General features: G+C 60.8%; 17 protein-coding genes. 3 read left to right on the forward strand and 14 right to left on the reverse strand.

Annotation, left to right across the window (positions count from 1 at the left end):
• Nucleotide 1: 1 nt before the first annotated feature.
• The 13 genes from rapZ to EG886_RS12065 form a co-directional block, all read right to left on the reverse strand.
• Complete coding sequence (rapZ, locus tag EG886_RS12005; RefSeq protein ID WP_124728357.1) at nucleotides 2-883, reverse strand: RNase adapter RapZ; 882 nt, start codon at nucleotides 881-883, stop codon at nucleotides 2-4.
• A 65-nt stretch (nucleotides 884-948) separates the two neighbouring features.
• On the reverse strand, nucleotides 949-1902 hold the full coding sequence (locus tag EG886_RS12010) for an ROK family glucokinase (protein ID WP_124728358.1): 954 nt from the start codon (nucleotides 1900-1902) through the stop codon (nucleotides 949-951).
• 252 nt (nucleotides 1903-2154) lie between these two features.
• Nucleotides 2155-2475: a thioredoxin family protein gene (locus EG886_RS12015; RefSeq protein ID WP_124728359.1), complete on the reverse strand. Its 321-nt coding sequence runs from the start codon at nucleotides 2473-2475 to the stop codon at nucleotides 2155-2157.
• 21 nt (nucleotides 2476-2496) lie between these two features.
• Nucleotides 2497-4182 (reverse strand): tetratricopeptide repeat protein, encoded by a 1686-nt coding sequence (locus EG886_RS12020; protein WP_124728360.1) that lies wholly within the window; start codon nucleotides 4180-4182, stop codon nucleotides 2497-2499.
• 395 nt (nucleotides 4183-4577) lie between these two features.
• Nucleotides 4578-5219, reverse strand: a complete 642-nt coding sequence (gene hisIE, locus EG886_RS12025) for a bifunctional phosphoribosyl-AMP cyclohydrolase/phosphoribosyl-ATP diphosphatase HisIE (RefSeq protein WP_241154322.1) — start codon at nucleotides 5217-5219, stop codon at nucleotides 4578-4580.
• On the reverse strand, nucleotides 5216-5974 hold the full coding sequence (gene hisF / locus EG886_RS12030) for an imidazole glycerol phosphate synthase subunit HisF (RefSeq protein WP_124728361.1): 759 nt from the start codon (nucleotides 5972-5974) through the stop codon (nucleotides 5216-5218). Before hisF ends, hisIE begins: the two co-directional genes overlap by 4 nt.
• The gene (hisA, locus tag EG886_RS12035; protein ID WP_124728362.1) at nucleotides 5971-6714 is read right to left on the reverse strand and encodes a 1-(5-phosphoribosyl)-5-[(5-phosphoribosylamino)methylideneamino]imidazole-4-carboxamide isomerase; all 744 of its coding nucleotides are present in this window, start codon (nucleotides 6712-6714) and stop codon (nucleotides 5971-5973) included. The genes hisF and hisA overlap by 4 nt, the downstream gene beginning before the upstream one ends.
• The gene (gene hisH, locus EG886_RS12040; RefSeq protein WP_124728363.1) at nucleotides 6711-7328 is read right to left on the reverse strand and encodes an imidazole glycerol phosphate synthase subunit HisH; all 618 of its coding nucleotides are present in this window, start codon (nucleotides 7326-7328) and stop codon (nucleotides 6711-6713) included. Before hisH ends, hisA begins: the two co-directional genes overlap by 4 nt.
• Nucleotides 7325-7924 (reverse strand): imidazoleglycerol-phosphate dehydratase HisB, encoded by a 600-nt coding sequence (gene hisB, locus EG886_RS12045; protein ID WP_124728780.1) that lies wholly within the window; start codon nucleotides 7922-7924, stop codon nucleotides 7325-7327. The genes hisH and hisB overlap by 4 nt, the downstream gene beginning before the upstream one ends.
• Nucleotides 7924-9204 (reverse strand): histidinol dehydrogenase, encoded by a 1281-nt coding sequence (hisD, locus tag EG886_RS12050; RefSeq protein WP_124728364.1) that lies wholly within the window; start codon nucleotides 9202-9204, stop codon nucleotides 7924-7926. The genes hisB and hisD overlap by 1 nt, the downstream gene beginning before the upstream one ends.
• A complete protein-coding gene (gene hisG / locus EG886_RS12055) occupies nucleotides 9201-9839 on the reverse strand; it encodes an ATP phosphoribosyltransferase (RefSeq protein ID WP_124728365.1) in 639 nt (212 codons plus the stop codon). Before hisG ends, hisD begins: the two co-directional genes overlap by 4 nt.
• Nucleotides 9836-10984, reverse strand: coding sequence for an ATP phosphoribosyltransferase regulatory subunit (gene hisZ, locus EG886_RS12060; protein WP_124728366.1), 1149 nt, complete (start codon nucleotides 10982-10984; stop codon nucleotides 9836-9838). Before hisZ ends, hisG begins: the two co-directional genes overlap by 4 nt.
• Before the next feature lie 170 nt (nucleotides 10985-11154).
• A complete protein-coding gene (locus EG886_RS12065; RefSeq protein ID WP_164491827.1) occupies nucleotides 11155-11736 on the reverse strand; it encodes a non-canonical purine NTP pyrophosphatase in 582 nt (193 codons plus the stop codon).
• A gap of 253 nt (nucleotides 11737-11989) precedes the next feature.
• Here EG886_RS12065 and EG886_RS13800 point away from each other — a divergent pair, with 253 nt between their 5' ends.
• The 3 genes from EG886_RS13800 (at nucleotide 11990) to EG886_RS12075 (ending at nucleotide 13986) form a co-directional block, all read left to right on the forward strand.
• Nucleotides 11990-12136 carry a hypothetical protein gene (locus EG886_RS13800; RefSeq protein WP_164491828.1) on the forward strand — a complete coding sequence of 49 codons (147 nt, stop codon included), beginning with the start codon at nucleotides 11990-11992 and terminating at the stop codon, nucleotides 12134-12136.
• Between the two features lie 222 nt (nucleotides 12137-12358).
• Entirely contained in the window at nucleotides 12359-12685 is a 327-nt protein-coding gene (locus EG886_RS12070) for an EthD family reductase (protein ID WP_124728368.1), read from the forward strand.
• Between the two features lie 212 nt (nucleotides 12686-12897).
• Nucleotides 12898-13986, forward strand: a complete 1089-nt coding sequence (locus EG886_RS12075) for a quinone-dependent dihydroorotate dehydrogenase (protein ID WP_124728369.1) — start codon at nucleotides 12898-12900, stop codon at nucleotides 13984-13986.
• 125 nt (nucleotides 13987-14111) lie between these two features.
• Here EG886_RS12075 and hfq read toward each other — a convergent pair whose 3' ends face one another.
• Nucleotides 14112-14324, reverse strand: a complete 213-nt coding sequence (hfq, locus tag EG886_RS12080; protein WP_124728370.1) for an RNA chaperone Hfq — start codon at nucleotides 14322-14324, stop codon at nucleotides 14112-14114.
• Nucleotides 14325-14372 lie beyond the last annotated feature (48 nt).

Genomic DNA, 14372 nt, shown 5'->3' on the forward strand with positions numbered 1-14372 from the left:
CTTATCCGCCTTTCTCGATGTCTCTGTGCGTGACCCGACAACGATGCTGTTCCATGAAGTGGTGATACAGCGCTTCGGTGATGGCCACCGAGCGATGCTTTCCTCCGGTGCAGCCGATCCCCACCACCAGCGAGGATTTTCCCTCACGGCTGTACTGGGGCAGAAGAAATTGGAACAGATCGAACAATTTTTCCACAAATTGCTTCGTCTCCGCCCGCTCCATCACGTATTTGGCCACCTCGGGATCCTTGCCCGTCAGCGGTCTCAGATGGTCCACGTAGTGCGGATTGGGCAAAAAACGGACATCAAACACGAGATCGGCGTCAATCGGGAGGCCGTGTTTGAATCCGAATGACATGAACGTGACCGTCATGGCCGGGTCGTCCCCCCGCGAAAAGCGGGAAGCGATCTTTTCCTTCAGCTCGGCCGGTTTCATGCTGCTTGTATCGATGATCTGGTGCGCGCGCCCCTTGATTTCCGCAAGAAGTTTCCGTTCCTGCAGGATTCCGTCAAGCGGGGTGCCGTCCGGAGACAGGGGATGGCGGCGCCTTGTCTCCTTGTAACGTCGCACCAAGGTTTGGTCATCGGCGTCGAGAAAGAGAATCTGACAGCGAACCCCGTGCTGGGTTTCCAGCCGGTCCAGCGATTCAAACAGGGAAGTGAAGAATTCCCTGCCGCGAAGGTCGATCACCAGCGCCACCTGCCGCGGAGCTCCGCCGGACTGGCGAAGGAGCTCGGCAAACTTGGGCAGCAGAACGGGCGGCAAGTTGTCCATGCAAAAATACCCGAGATCTTCCAAACTCTGCATGGCCACGGTTTTTCCTGCGCCGGACATCCCGGTGATGACGACGAGATCCAATGATTGTTCCGTTTTCAATGCCATCACCCCGTTCGAGTCCATTTGCTCACCATTATACCTGATCTCCGGTCCGGTCGCAGGTCACCGGTTCAACCCCCGGCGTTTCTCGCATGGAGTCCGGCCGCTCCGACCAATCCGGCGCGGTTGCCCAGCGTGGCTCCGACGATTTCCACTTCCTCCCGCACATGCGCCTGGCTGTGGCGGGCATACGCTTCGCGAAGCGGAGTCAGCAGGCTCTCCCCGGCCTTGGACACACCGCCACCGATGACAAAGCGCTGCGGATTGAGCACCACCGACAGCATCGCCATCGCGCGTGCGAGCGCATCGACGGCCTGATGGATCACTTCCCGCGCCACGGCATCCCCCTGTTCTTTCGCTTCGAACAGGTCACGCGTGGAAAGCGCCCCTTTCTTGGCGGCGAGCACGGTTTCTTTTCCTTCCCGGATGGCTTCTTCGGCGAGCCGCACCATCCCGGTCGCGGAAGCGATCGTTTCCAGACAGCCCGTCTGCCCGCAATTGCAGGCGACCCCGCCATCCTGAACGCGAATGTGTCCCACTTCGCCGGCAAACCCCTTGAATCCGTGGATCAATTGCCCGCTTGAGACAATGCCGCCTCCGACACCGGTTCCGAGCGTGAAACAGACCAGATCGTCAACGCCCCTGCCGGCCCCGCACCAGGCTTCTCCCAAGGCGGCGGCGTTGGCATCGTTTTCGATCATGACCGGAACCTGCCAAGCCTCCTCCAGAAGAGCCCGGATGGGAACATCTTTCCATCCCAGGTTGGTCAGGTGCTTGACAACTCCCCCGGGAATGTCGAGAAATCCGGGCAAGCCCACACCCACGCCTTTGACCGCCTTCCAGGGAACGCCCGCCTCTTCGGCCAGTTCACGCGCGTGACGAACCATCCGGCCGAGCACGCCGTCCGGCCCTTCTTCCCCCAAGGTGGGATGTTCCGCTTCGGCGATCACCCGGCCCTCCCGGTCCACCAATCCCAGTTTCATGGCGGTTCCCCCGAGATCCACTCCAATCCACCGTGATTCCATGCTTCGTTTCCTCCCCGATTCCCTGTTGATGTTGATTTCGGACAATGTTCGAAATCTTGAATATGTTTTTCTTCTCGTTTAGAATAACACGCCGCATCCCCACCGACAACGAGTGAGTGACAAAAAAGACCGGCACGTCCCATGACGACCGGTCCTGCGATCCTCCTTCCGCCGTCGTGCCCAAGCGTCCTTTCCCGTCCGCCGGTTTGGGACGGACGGGAACCGTCATGGCCACACGGGCGACCCGGCGGTTCAATCATCACCGATGCCGGCGAGAAACGCTTCGATCTGTTCCCGGGTTTTGGCATCCCGGGATGGAAGGCGGCCGATCTCCTCCCCTTCCCTGAACACGATGAAAGTGGGAATCCCCCTGACCTGGTATGCCTCGGCCACGGAACGCGCCTCATCCACATCCAGCACGGCAAATTCAAACCGGTCGGCAAATTTTTCGGCAAGCTCAGGCATGAAGGGCGCCACCCTTTTGCAGTCGATGCACCACTCGGCGCTGAATTCGACCACCTTGTTGCCGGTTCGGACAAATTCATCAAAGGTTTCTTTGGTCAGCGTTTGCAACGAAAAGACCTCCTTTGAGCGTCAGGTGAAGCAGCGTTCCGCGACGGAAGCGAGCAACTTGACGGCACGGGCCACGCTGGAAACGGAAACGCCGTAATGTTCGGCCACCTCTTTCTGCGTCAAGGGCTCATCGTGATACTTGGCGACGAGATAGTGGACGGCCGCCGCCCAGATCTCCGGCTTCCGCACGGAAGACAGTTCGCTCGGTCCCCGGATGACCCATGCGGTCCACAGCACCTGTCCGGCCACTTTCATCTCTTCGGAACGGTCGGACATGTGCTCCATCAGGCAGGTGATCACCTGCTCCCAGCGCCGGTTCGGGGTGATCGGCGACCGTTCTTCGAAAGGTTCATCGGGTTCATCCCCCCGTTTTTCGGGTGTCTCCTCGCCGATCCGGATCAGGATGGCGCGCGCCTCTTCTTTCAGTTCCGGATCTTCCGCCGGATCTTCGATGACACGCCGAAGCAGCTGAACCACCTCTTCATCGGCGATCCAGGACAGCAATTGAAGCACGTGCCGCTTCGTTTCCTTGTCACCGTGTTTCAGCGCCCAGATGAACGAAGAACGGAGCAGGGGGTTGGCGCGAATGCGGTCCAGGGACTGAATGTCGGGACCGTCCGGATTCATTTCCAGAAGCTGCTCTTCGAACGGCAACTGGTAATGATAGGGCAAAACGGGCGTTTCGCCGCGGCGGATCCATTCTTCGCTGCGTTCCAGGTAAAACCGGGCCACATCCGAATCTTCCATCTCCAGCAACCATTTCCACCAGCGTCGGGCCCGGTCGGTTCTCCCGGTGTTCCATGCGGCCACGGCGGCGTAGTGGCACAGCCCCGGCTCCGGAAATCCCTGCAATCTCGCCAGTCTGGCAAACAGTTGGAACGCCGTCTCATGTTCCCCCAGGATGCCCATGGTGGTGGCCAGTTTGCAGATTTGGTCCGGTTGGACCGGAACCAGTTTCCGGAGCATCCGCACCAGCTTGTCGCCGGTTTCCGCTTTGCCCACATGATGCGAGAGGACGGCCAAATTGCACAGGGCATGCAGATTGGCCGGATCCTCTTCGAGCACTTCGGAGATATATTTCAACGATAGATCGAGGCTTCCGGTGTAATAGAAGGCGAGAGCCAAATTGTTGCGTGCCGGCAGGAAGTCGGGCTTGTCCCGCAAGATTTTTTCCAGCAGGTCGATCGCGAGAAGGAAACGCCCTTCTTCCAGATGGCGACGGGCTTCTTCGTGCGCCTGCACATGGGCGGGCACCTGAAGCGGCATCGGTTCGCGCGGAGCCCGTCCCAACTCTCCGGCGATCATTCCGAGCATTTCTTCCGCCTCGGCGGCAAATTCGCCGTCGGGATCCAGCGAAAGGTATTCGAGCAAATAGTCTTCCGCCAGCTCGAAGTCTCCCATGTTGGCGGAGTTGTTGGCCATGTAGAACAGGCACTCGTAGAGTTCGGGATCCACTTCGTCGAGAACCCGTTCCAACACTTCGTTGGACTCTTCGTAGCGCCCCAGTTCGGACAGAACGCCCGCCAGGTTGCAATGATTGACCGCATTGTCCGGTTCTTTTTCCACGGCCAGTCTGAAATACTTGACGGCTTTTTCATATTGGCGCCGTTCCAGGGACCTCACGGCTCTGTCGTAAAAAAATCCCGCGTCCAGTCTGAGCCGCACCACTTTTTGGTTGGTCTCCCGGTCCGCTTGGGGCCGTTTCATCGTTATTCCCTCCCCCCGGCGTCAGAATGGCCGGCGGACATGGTGCTTCCAGAAAGTATAACATAATTTCGCCGCGTGACGCATGTCCCGGCATCTCTTTCACAAACTTGTCCGGAAACGGGATGTTTCGGGCCAAGAATCTTGCGTGCGGTCTCTCGTGTTTACTATTCGGATGATTGCGACATTTTTTGTCCATATCCGGCGAGAGCGTCCCCGGGACAAGATTCCGTTTATCCCATCAGACGCACGGGAGGGCAAATGGTTTCACCCGTGAAAAAAATTTTGGGATCAGCGGGCCATCCGAACCGGAAGATTGTCCCGCGAGGAGCGAAAAAACAAAATCCCCCGCCGTCCGGCATCGGCGAGGGATGTGCCGTTGGTCCCTTCATGAGGACTCAAGATCCCGTTTTTCCGCCGGCGGCCCGACGATCGAGCTCTGCCAGCACGTCATCCAGCGGCAGCTTCCGCTCCCGCAACAAGACCAGCAAATGATAGAGAAGATCGGCGGTTTCCATGCGCAGTTCGTCGTCGGATCCGTTCTTGGCGGCGATGATGGTCTCGGCTGCTTCTTCGCCCACTTTCTTGAGGATTTTGTCCAATCCCCGTTCGAACAGATAGGTGGTGTAGGACCCCTCCGGGCGCTCCGCCTCGCGTCGGGCGATCACGCGTTCCAACCGCTCCAGCGGAAAAAATCTTCCCGATACCGCGGAGGGTGGTTCATCGCCGAAACAGCTGAACGTTCCGTTGTGACAGGCGGGACCGGCAGGCAGGACGCGAACGAGCAACGTGTCCGCATCGCAGTCGACGGCGACGGAGACCACTTTCTGGGTGTTTCCGGAGGTGGCACCCTTGTGCCAAAGCTCCCGGCGGGAACGGCTGTAAAACCACGTTTCGCCGCTCTCGACGGTGCGTCTGAGCGCTTCTTCGTTCATCCAGGCCACCATGAGCACATCCTTGCTCACGGCGTCCTGCACCACGGCGGGAACGAGACCGTCCGGACCGAATTTGACACGGCCCGGGTCAAACCCGATTTTCACCGCACTTCCACTCCTTCCGCTTTCAGCGCCGCTTTCACTTCGGCGAGGGTGACTTCCCCGTAGTGGAAAATGGAAGCGGCCAATCCCGCGGAGGCTCCGGTGTTCGTGAACAGGTCGATGAAGTGGGACGCATGTCCCGCCCCGCCGGAGGCGATCACCGGAACCTTGACGCTGTCGACGATGAGTCCAATCAGCTCCAGATCAAAGCCGTTTTTGCGTCCATCCTGGTCCATGCTGGTGAGCAGGATTTCCCCCGCTCCCCGTTCCACGACTTCCCTCGCCCACTCGCGGGCCCGAAGGCTCGTGGCCCGCTTGCCGCCGTGGGTGTACACCAGCCAGTCCCCGAGCTCCTCGTCGCGCTTGGCGTCGATGGCCACGACGATGCATTGGCTGCCGAACCGGCGGGCACCCGCTTCGATCAAAGAGGGATCCAGCACGGCGGATGTGTTGACCGACACTTTGTCCGCCCCGGCCCGGAGCAGCTCGAACATGTCGTCCACCGTCCGGATGCCGCCGCCGACGGTGAAAGGAATGCGCAGTTCCCCCGCCGCCTGGCGCACCACGTCGATCATCGTTTGGCGCCCTTCCGCCGATGCGGAGATATCGAGAAACACCAGCTCATCCGCCCCTTCGCGGTCGTAGCGGGAAGCCAGCTCCACCGGATCTCCGGCATCACGCAAGCCTTCGAACGAGACCCCTTTCACCACCCGCCCGTCTTTCACGTCCAGACAGGGAATGATCCGTTTGGCGATCATGCCGCATCCCCCCCGACGGCCCGCAGCGCTTCATCCATCCGGACGGCACCCGTGTACAGGGCCTTTCCGATGATGGCTCCCGCAATGCCGCGATCTTTCAAGGCGGCCAGATTCCGGAGGTCTTCCACCGAACGGACGCCGCCGGAGGCAATCACCGGTTTCCCGCAGGCTTCGGCCAACCGGACGGTGGATTCCAGCGAGACGCCGGAGAGCGTCCCGTCCCGGGAAATGTCGGTGTACACGAACCGTTCCGCTCCCAGGCGGGCCATTTCCAAGGCCAGGACTTCCGCCGGAACATCGGTCACTTCGAGCCAGCCGTGCGTGGCCACGCGGCCGTCTTTGGCATCGATGCCGACCGCGATCCGGTCTTTGTACCTCTTCAGGGCCTCCGCCATGACATCGGGGCGGTCCACGGCGGCCGAGCCCATGATGACCCGACTCACCCCGGCTTCGAGGAGCGCCTCGATCCGGGCGATGTCGCGAACGCCTCCCCCCACTTGCACCGGGACGGGCACGCGCGCACAGATGTCCCGGATGATCCGGTCATTGACGGGGGTTCCGCTTTTGGCCGCGTCCAAATCGACCACGTGAAGCCAGGCGGCTCCCTGTTCCACCCAGCGGAGCGCCATGTCGACGGGATTTTCCGCGTACACCGTTTCCCGGGTGTAATCTCCCCGGACGAGGCGGACGCATTTGCCGCCGAGGATGTCGATGGCGGGATACAGGTCAAACCCGTTCATGCGCTCACCCCCGCATGGGCCATCCGGACACACCGGTCCAACAGATCCAGCCCCAGCTGCCCGCTTTTTTCCGGGTGAAACTGCATCCCGACGATGTTTCCGCGCGCCACGATGGCGGCGATCGGTCCGTGGTAGTCGGTGACGGCGATCACGTCTTCCTCGTTGGCGGCCCGGACGTGATAGGAGTGCACAAAGTAGACGTGTCCCTCGTCCAGTCCCCGGAACAACTTGTGCGGATGCCGGAACGACAGCCAGTTCCAGCCCATGTGCGGAACGGGAAAATCCCCTTCCAGCCGCACGACGTGACCCGGGAGCAGATGGAGCCCCTGGTGGAAACCGTGTTCGTCGCTGCCGGTGAACAGAAGCTGCATGCCCAGACAGATCCCCAACAGGGGTCTGCCGGCCAGCGCTTCCCGGCGAATGGCCCCGGCCAGTTCCCGCTGTTCCAGTTCCCGCATGGCGTCCCCGAACGCTCCCACTCCGGGCAGGATCATCAGATCGGCGTGGCGGAGCACGTCCGGATCGGAAGTGACGACGGAAGAATGCCCGAGCCGCTCCAAGGCCTTTTCCAAGCTGTAGAGATTGCCCATTCCGTAATCGATGATGGCGATCATTCCAGTACCCCTTTCGACGACGGAACCCCCTGTATCCGCGGATCGAGGGCCGTGGCCTCGTCAAGGGCGCGTCCCAGCGCCTTGAAACAGGCTTCGATCATGTGATGGGTGTTTCGTCCGTAATGAAGGATGACATGCAGGGTCATCCGGCCTTCCAGCGCCAGTTTCCAGAAGAACTCGTGAACCAGCTCCACATCGAAGGTACCGACCTGGCTCCGGGGGAATTCCCCGCGGAATTCGAAGTGGGGTCGGCCGGAGATGTCGACCGCCGCCTGGGCGAGAGCCTCGTCCATGGGGACGAACGCGTTTCCGTACCGGCGGATGCCCCGTTTGTCCCCGAGCGCTTCCCGGAAAGCCCGCCCGAGGCAAATCGCCACGTCTTCCACCGTGTGATGATCGTCGATCTCGATGTCCCCCTTGGCGCGAACGGTCAGATCGAATCGACCGTGCCGGGCAACCTGCTCCAGCATGTGCTCGAGAAACGGCACGCCGGTGTTCAGGTCCGTTTGCCCCGTTCCGTCCAGTACCAGTTCCAGCGACACGTCGGTTTCCGCGGTCTGTCGCTGCACGCGGGATGCGCGAAGAGGCTGATTCATCATCCATTCTCTCCTTCCGTCAGCCGAATGCGGACGGCTTCCGCGTGGCCGGTGAGGCCTTCCGCTTCCGCCAGCCGGATCACGTCCGGTCCCAGCCGCTTCAAGGCCTCGCGGCTGAACGAGATGACGCTGGTCCGCTTGAGGAAATCCCCGACGCCGAGCGGGGAAAAGAACCGCGCCGTCCCGCTCGTCGGCAACACGTGGTTGGGACCGGCCAGGTAATCCCCCACCGGCTCGGAACTCCATGGTCCGAGGAACACCGCTCCGGCATGTTTCACCTTGCCGAGCCACTCCCAGGGGTGGCGGACCATGATCTCCAGATGTTCGGGAGCGATCCGGTTGACCGTCTCAAACGCTTCCTCCAGGTCGTTCACCAGGATGATCGCGCCCTGTTCACGGATCGATCGTTCGGCGATCTCCCGGCGCGGCAGGTTTTCGCACTGCTTTTGCAGCTCCTCCCGGACCTTCCGGGCCAATGTTTCATCGGGAGTGATCAGGACGGATGAAGCGAGCGGATCATGTTCCGCCTGGGAAAGCAGATCGGCCGCCACGAACGCAGGCCGGGCCGAATCGTCCGCCACCACGGCGATTTCGGACGGACCGGCGATGCTGTCGATGTCCACCTGTCCGAACACGGCCCGTTTGGCGAGGGCCACGTACAGATTCCCCGGCCCCACGATCTTGTCCACCCGCGGAACGCTTTCCGTTCCGTAGGCGAGGGCGGCCACCGCCTGCGCACCCCCCGCCTTGAACACCGCCGTCACTCCCGCCACCCGGGCGGCGGCCAGGACCACGTCGGGCACCGATCCGTCCGGACCGGGCGGCGTCATCATGATGATGTCGCGGACACCCGCCACCTTTGCGGGAATGACGTTCATGAGCACGGAGGAAGGATAGGCGGCCCGACCTCCCGGCACGTAGACCCCCACGCGCTCCAACGGGCGCACCAGCTGACCGAGCACGGTCCCGTCCGGTTCGGGTTCAAACCAGGATCGTTCCCGCTGCTTTTCGTGATACGCCCGGATCCGGTCCGCCGCCAGCTCCAGGGCGCGGAGAATCTCGGGGTCGACGCGGCGCCATGCCTCGTCCGTTTCCCTCTCCTCCACCCTGATTGATTCCAACCGGGCACCGTCAAAGCGGGCGGTCAGCTCCTTGAGGGCCTCATCCCCGCGCCGCCTGACGACTTGAATGATCCCGTTCACCGCTTCCCAGGCTTTCCGGGCATGTTCCGGCCCGTCGATGGACCGGTTCCATTCGTCGGGACGAATGATGCGAATCATCGGGGCACCTCCTCGCGAACCGTTTCAGCCAACCGATCCACCCAGTGACCGATCTCCCGGCTTTTCATCCGGTAGCTGGCCCGGTTGGCGATCAGCCTGGCCGTGATTTCCCGGATGATTTCCAGTTCCGTCAATCCGTTCTCACGGAGCGTGGTGCCGGTGGACACGATGTCGACGATCCGGTCGGCCAAACCGGCGGCCGGAGCCAGCTCCACCGACCCGCTCAAGGTGATCACCTCGACCTGCTCGCCCCGCTCCCGGAAATACCGCCTGGCAACGGACGGATATTTGGTGGCCACGCGGGATCTGAGACCCGGAACCCAGCCGGGGCGTCCCGCCACGGACAAGCGGCAGCGTCCGACGCCCAGATCCAGGAGCTCATACACATCCCGGGATTCTTCAAGCAAAACGTCTTTCCCTGCCACCCCCAGATCGGCCGCTCCGTACTCCACATAGACCGAAACGTCGGACGGTTTCACCAGGAGAAATTCCGCCTCTCCTCCGGGTGACGGCACGGTGAGCCGGCGGGAAGACAAGTCGTCCGGTGCGGGAACGGGAAGTCCGGCAGCCCTGAACAAACCGAACGTCTCCTCCATCAATCTTCCTTTGGGCATGGCCACGATCAGTTTTTTCATGCGGACTCCTCCTCTCCCGCCTTCGTCACGAGCACCGTTCCTTCCGCGAGCGACGGATCCGGACGCAACACCGCGACGCTTCCCCGCTCCCGAAGCAACCGGGCCTCCCGGCAGGCTTCTCCCCACATCTCCGGTGAAAAGCGAACCGACACCCGCGTCGGCTCATCCGAGACCAGCGGGGAAACCTCCATCACCCGGTCCGTCTTCAGGGCAAATCCCGTCGCCGGCAACTCCCTGCCGAAGCGGACGTACAACCCGTCGTAGCGCCCGCCTCCCAGCAGGGGGAATCCGTTTCCTTCCGCATATCCCTCGAAATACACCCCGGTGTAATAACCGAGGCTGCCGGTCAGGCAGGGATCAAACACCAGGCGATCGGCATCCCCGGCGGTCCGGAGATGATTCCACAGCGTTCCGAGGTCGGCCGCCGCGCCGGCCGCTTCCGGGGCGGCGGACAACTCCCGGAGCCGCCGGTCCACTTCTTCCCCTTCGGCGGGGCGCAAGACCGCCAACAAACGCTCTCTCTTCGAAGCGGACGGCACTTCCCGCCCGAGGGCTTGCAAAAACCCCGCCCAATCCCGCCGCACCAGCCGCTTTTTCAGCACGGAACTCCCGGAATCCCCGGCCGCTTCCCGAAGCCACGCGTCCAAAAGCCCCACGTGGCCGAGCACGATCCGGAACGCATCGAGGCCGCACGCGTTCAGCGCTTCCATCGCGAGCAAAATCACCTCGGCATCCGCTTCCGGTCCCGAAGCGCCGACCAACTCCACGCCGGACTGAAAAAATTCCGCATCCCTTCCCGCTTCCCGTTCCTGCGCGCGGAACACGCCCGCGTGATAATACAGCCGGAGCGGAAGCGGTTCATGCTTCAGTGAGGAACAAACCATCCGGGCGATCGGAGTCGTCTGGTCGGGGCGAAGAACCAGCGTCCGCCCGTCCCGGTCCATGCATTTGAACATCCGGCTCTCGTCGATGGCACTCGCTTCCCCCACCGTATCCAGAAACTCCAGGGAAGGAGTGGCGATTTCCCGGTATCCCCACAGACGGAATCGCTCTTCCACGTTCCGTTCCAACCATCGCTTTCGGGCGATCCATGCCGGCGGGTAATCCCTGAATCCCACCGGCTTTTCAAACATCTCCGGTCTCATCGGTTGTTTCCCTTCCGGTTTACTTTAATTCGCTAATATGTTAGCAAGAGAAAGGATCCTTGTCCAGCCCGCTTTGCAGAAAGCTCGAGCCGGCTTCATTTCCATCATCTGCCGGAGGGAATCCTTCCATGCACCGATGAACCGGAGACCATTCCCATGCTTGTCCGAAATCACTTCACGGCGGTATCTTTGCCCGTCTTGGTCAAGATCCAGTCCGCCAACTGCTCCAGGGCTTTTCGCCGGTAGGAATGAACCAGCCGCTCCTCTTCGGACAGCTCCGCCAGCGGACGGGATTCCCCTTCCGGCACGAACACCGGATCAAACGGAAAGCCGGGCACGGGCTTCAGCGAATCCTTCAATTCCGCAATCATCCCGGCAGTCACTCCCGTAAAGACACGAACATCCCCGTCCCAGCACACGGCAACGGCTCCTTCGAACCAGGCCTCCCGGGATTCCCCGTCGAGCAGTTTGGCGAATCCCCGATATCCCAGCTTGTCAAAGATCCGTTTGGTCAGGACCCCGGGAAATCCCGGCCATGCCTTGAAGAAGAGTCCCGCATCATCCACCATCACGTGATCCATTCCCAGCTTCCGCACTTGCTCCAGCTTGAACCGCGCCACTTCCGACACGGTGCCTCCGTCCGGTTCCGCCAGTTTGAGCGGGATGCCTTCCACCTCGATGCCGTGACGTGACAACGCTTGACGCGCTTCCTCCAACTTGGCTCTGTTTTCCGTCGCGAACCGAATTTTCATCTGTTTCCCTCCAACCTGTCCCGTCGCTTCAAGACAACGGGAGATCCCCCTTGAGAAAAAAAGTACCATTACTAATCTACACGATTTCCCGCGGGAACACGTCAGGCACGGCCAAAACATTTCCGAAAGAACGGAACCGATTGTTTGTCGGAATCGTGAACATTCCGGAAATGAAAGAAAATCGGGACAAAAAAACAGACCAGCCTTCGAACATATATAGACAGGAGGAGTTTGGCGAAAGGGGGACACAGCGATGGCCACGGTCGGTCATGTTCTGTTGGCTGCCGGAGTCATTCTGGAACTCCTGGGTCTTTGGCTGATCTACAGGGGAAAGAACACCTCGCTGGAGGCCTTGATCCTGGGGTTGTTGTGTCTCCTGAGCGGTATCCTGACCCTGTGAATGAATCCTTGAGCCAAACCCCTTCACGGTGACTATCTCCCACCCTCGCAAACTCATGTTCACGAAAACAGGCACTCGCCCGAATCGGAGGCAGAGTGCCTGTTTTCGCGTTTTTCACACAAAGTTGGCAAGCATATCTGTCCGTATCGAAAAAAATCGTTACAATAAAAGATAAAGATTCAATAAACAAAAGACATTGATTCCATACATCCGGAGGTACACATGTACAAAACGATCGGATTGTACAAGCAGATGGAGAATCCCGAAGAATTCATTGATTTTTATGAACAGGTCATCACCCCCCGACTTCTTTGTCTGCCGGGAGTCGTCAAAGTGGAAATGACGCGACTGATGGCGTCGCCGTTTCGTGAAAGTCAAGATGAATCCGCTTACTTTCTCATGGTGGAAACCTCCTTTGAAAGCCCCGAAGCGCTTCAACAGGTCCTGCAATCTCCGGAAGGAATGGAGACGGTCCGCCTGCTGGTGGAAAGAGCGGGCGAGAGCATGACCGCTTTCGTGGGCAAATCCACGGAATGGATCAGCGACTGATCCGCCCGTCCGACCGGTTTCCGTCATTGCCTCTCCGCGGAACATGAATGTTCCCACCGTCCGGTTCTCCGAACGGAAACGGTCCGTCGAAGAAACCGGCAAACCCCCGCGACCGCTTCCGGGCCATTGTCTTTTCCCGCAAACGCCGCCCCGTTTTTGTGGTATCCTATTGAACGAATGAAACCAAAACGTGGGTGGAAAGGAATCATTCCATGAATTATTCGTCGATTCGTTCCCTGCTGTTTCGGATGGACCCGGAAGCGGCGCATGATCTCACCGTTCGGCTGCTGTCCTGGATGCAATCCGTTCCTCCCCTGATGAGCGCCGTCCGGCGGCGAATGAGCGTGCGGGACGAACGCCTCCGCTCCCGGGTCTTCGGGCTGGACTTCCCCAATCCGGTCGGGTTGGCCGCCGGCTTCGACAAACACGCTTCGGTCTATCCTGCCGTGGCCGCTCTCGGCTTCGGGTTTGTGGAAACGGGCACGTTGACTCCCCGCCCGCAACCGGGGAATCCCAAGCCCCGCCTGTTCCGTCTCCCCGACGACCAAGCGGTGATCAACCGAATGGGCTTCAACAACCACGGGGTGGAAGCGGCCCGTCGCTCCTTCGAAACGCTGCCCCGTCCGCCGGTGCCGGTGGGAATCAACCTCGGGAAAAACAAGGACACGCCCAACGAACGGGCGGTGGATGACTACCTGACGGGTCTGGAGCGCCTGTATGCATACGGCGACTATTTCGTGATCAACATCAGTTCGCCCAACACACAAGGACTGAGGGACCTGCAACAGGCCGAAGCGCTGGACGGGCTGGTGGGTCCGGTGATGAACCGGCGCAACCGGCTGTCGGAAGAAACCGGCCTTCACCGCCCGGTCCTGGTGAAGATCGCCCCCGATCTGGATCCCGCTTCGCTCGACGAGATCCTGGCGGTCATCACCAAACAGCGGGTGGACGGGATCATCGCCACCAACACCACCCTGTCCCGGGAAGGACTGCGTTCCGCGGCGCGAACGGAAACCGGGGGACTCAGCGGCCGTCCGCTGACCCGGCTCTCCACGGAGTGGATCCGACGCATTTACGCCTCCACCGGAGGCAACCTCCCGATCATCGGGGTGGGCGGCATCTTCCATGCCGCGGATGCCTACGAAAAAATCCGCGCCGGGGCCTCTCTGGTCCAGGTGTATACCGGCATGATCTATCACGGTCCGTCCATCGCGGCGGACATCAACCGGGAGCTTGCCGCCCTGCTGGAGCGGGACGGTTTCCCCTCGATCCGGGAAGCGGTGGGAGCCGACCATCGCTGAACATCAGTGCCGGATCCGTTCATCGCTTTGCGAGGAACCGTCACAACACGGACCGGTCCACACGAATCACGGCCGCCTTCGCGGAATCACGGGCGGCCGTTTTACGTGAAATCGATCCTCACGGACTAAAACTCCAGCGAAAGCGGTCGGGAAGCCTGCACGGTGCTGATCATTTTTTTGAAGATCAGAAACGACTGCCCGTCCGCTTCGATGGACACGGTGAATTTGTCAAAATCCCGAACGGTTCCCCGATACTGAAACCCGTTCACCAGATAAAGCGTGATCGGGATCCGGTTGTCCCGGAGTTCCCCCAGAAACGCATCTTGCAACTCGTTCATCGGATCACTCCCGTCTGTTTCCGTTTCCCCTCAATATTCATCCGATCC

The sequence above is a fragment of the Staphylospora marina genome, from assembly GCF_003856495.1.
In the GTDB taxonomy this organism is placed as follows: domain Bacteria; phylum Bacillota; class Bacilli; order Thermoactinomycetales; family Thermoactinomycetaceae; genus Staphylospora; species Staphylospora marina.

Bases quoted from the DNA above. Each gene is read 5' to 3' on its own strand.
- EG886_RS12010 (WP_124728358.1), bottom strand. From the start codon at position 1,902: ATGGAATCACGGTGGATTGGAGTGGATCTCGGGGGAACCGCCATGAAA.
- EG886_RS12020 (WP_124728360.1), bottom strand. From the start codon at position 4,182: ATGAAACGGCCCCAAGCGGACCGGGAGACCAACCAAAAAGTGGTGCGG.
- hisZ (WP_124728366.1), bottom strand. From the start codon at position 10,984: ATGAGACCGGAGATGTTTGAAAAGCCGGTGGGATTCAGGGATTACCCG.
- hisG (WP_124728365.1), bottom strand. From the start codon at position 9,839: ATGAAAAAACTGATCGTGGCCATGCCCAAAGGAAGATTGATGGAGGAG.
- hisB (WP_124728780.1), bottom strand. From the start codon at position 7,924: ATGAATCAGCCTCTTCGCGCATCCCGCGTGCAGCGACAGACCGCGGAA.
- EG886_RS12075 (WP_124728369.1), top strand. From the start codon at position 12,898: ATGAATTATTCGTCGATTCGTTCCCTGCTGTTTCGGATGGACCCGGAA.
- EG886_RS12065 (WP_164491827.1), bottom strand. From the start codon at position 11,736: ATGAAAATTCGGTTCGCGACGGAAAACAGAGCCAAGTTGGAGGAAGCG.
- EG886_RS13800 (WP_164491828.1), top strand. From the start codon at position 11,990: ATGGCCACGGTCGGTCATGTTCTGTTGGCTGCCGGAGTCATTCTGGAA.
- rapZ (WP_124728357.1), bottom strand. From the start codon at position 883: ATGGCATTGAAAACGGAACAATCATTGGATCTCGTCGTCATCACCGGG.
- hisH (WP_124728363.1), bottom strand. From the start codon at position 7,328: ATGATCGCCATCATCGATTACGGAATGGGCAATCTCTACAGCTTGGAA.
- EG886_RS12070 (WP_124728368.1), top strand. From the start codon at position 12,359: ATGTACAAAACGATCGGATTGTACAAGCAGATGGAGAATCCCGAAGAA.
- hisF (WP_124728361.1), bottom strand. From the start codon at position 5,974: ATGATCGCCAAACGGATCATTCCCTGTCTGGACGTGAAAGACGGGCGG.
- hisA (WP_124728362.1), bottom strand. From the start codon at position 6,714: ATGAACGGGTTTGACCTGTATCCCGCCATCGACATCCTCGGCGGCAAA.
- hisD (WP_124728364.1), bottom strand. From the start codon at position 9,204: ATGATTCGCATCATTCGTCCCGACGAATGGAACCGGTCCATCGACGGG.
- hfq (WP_124728370.1), bottom strand. From the start codon at position 14,324: ATGAACGAGTTGCAAGATGCGTTTCTGGGGGAACTCCGGGACAACCGG.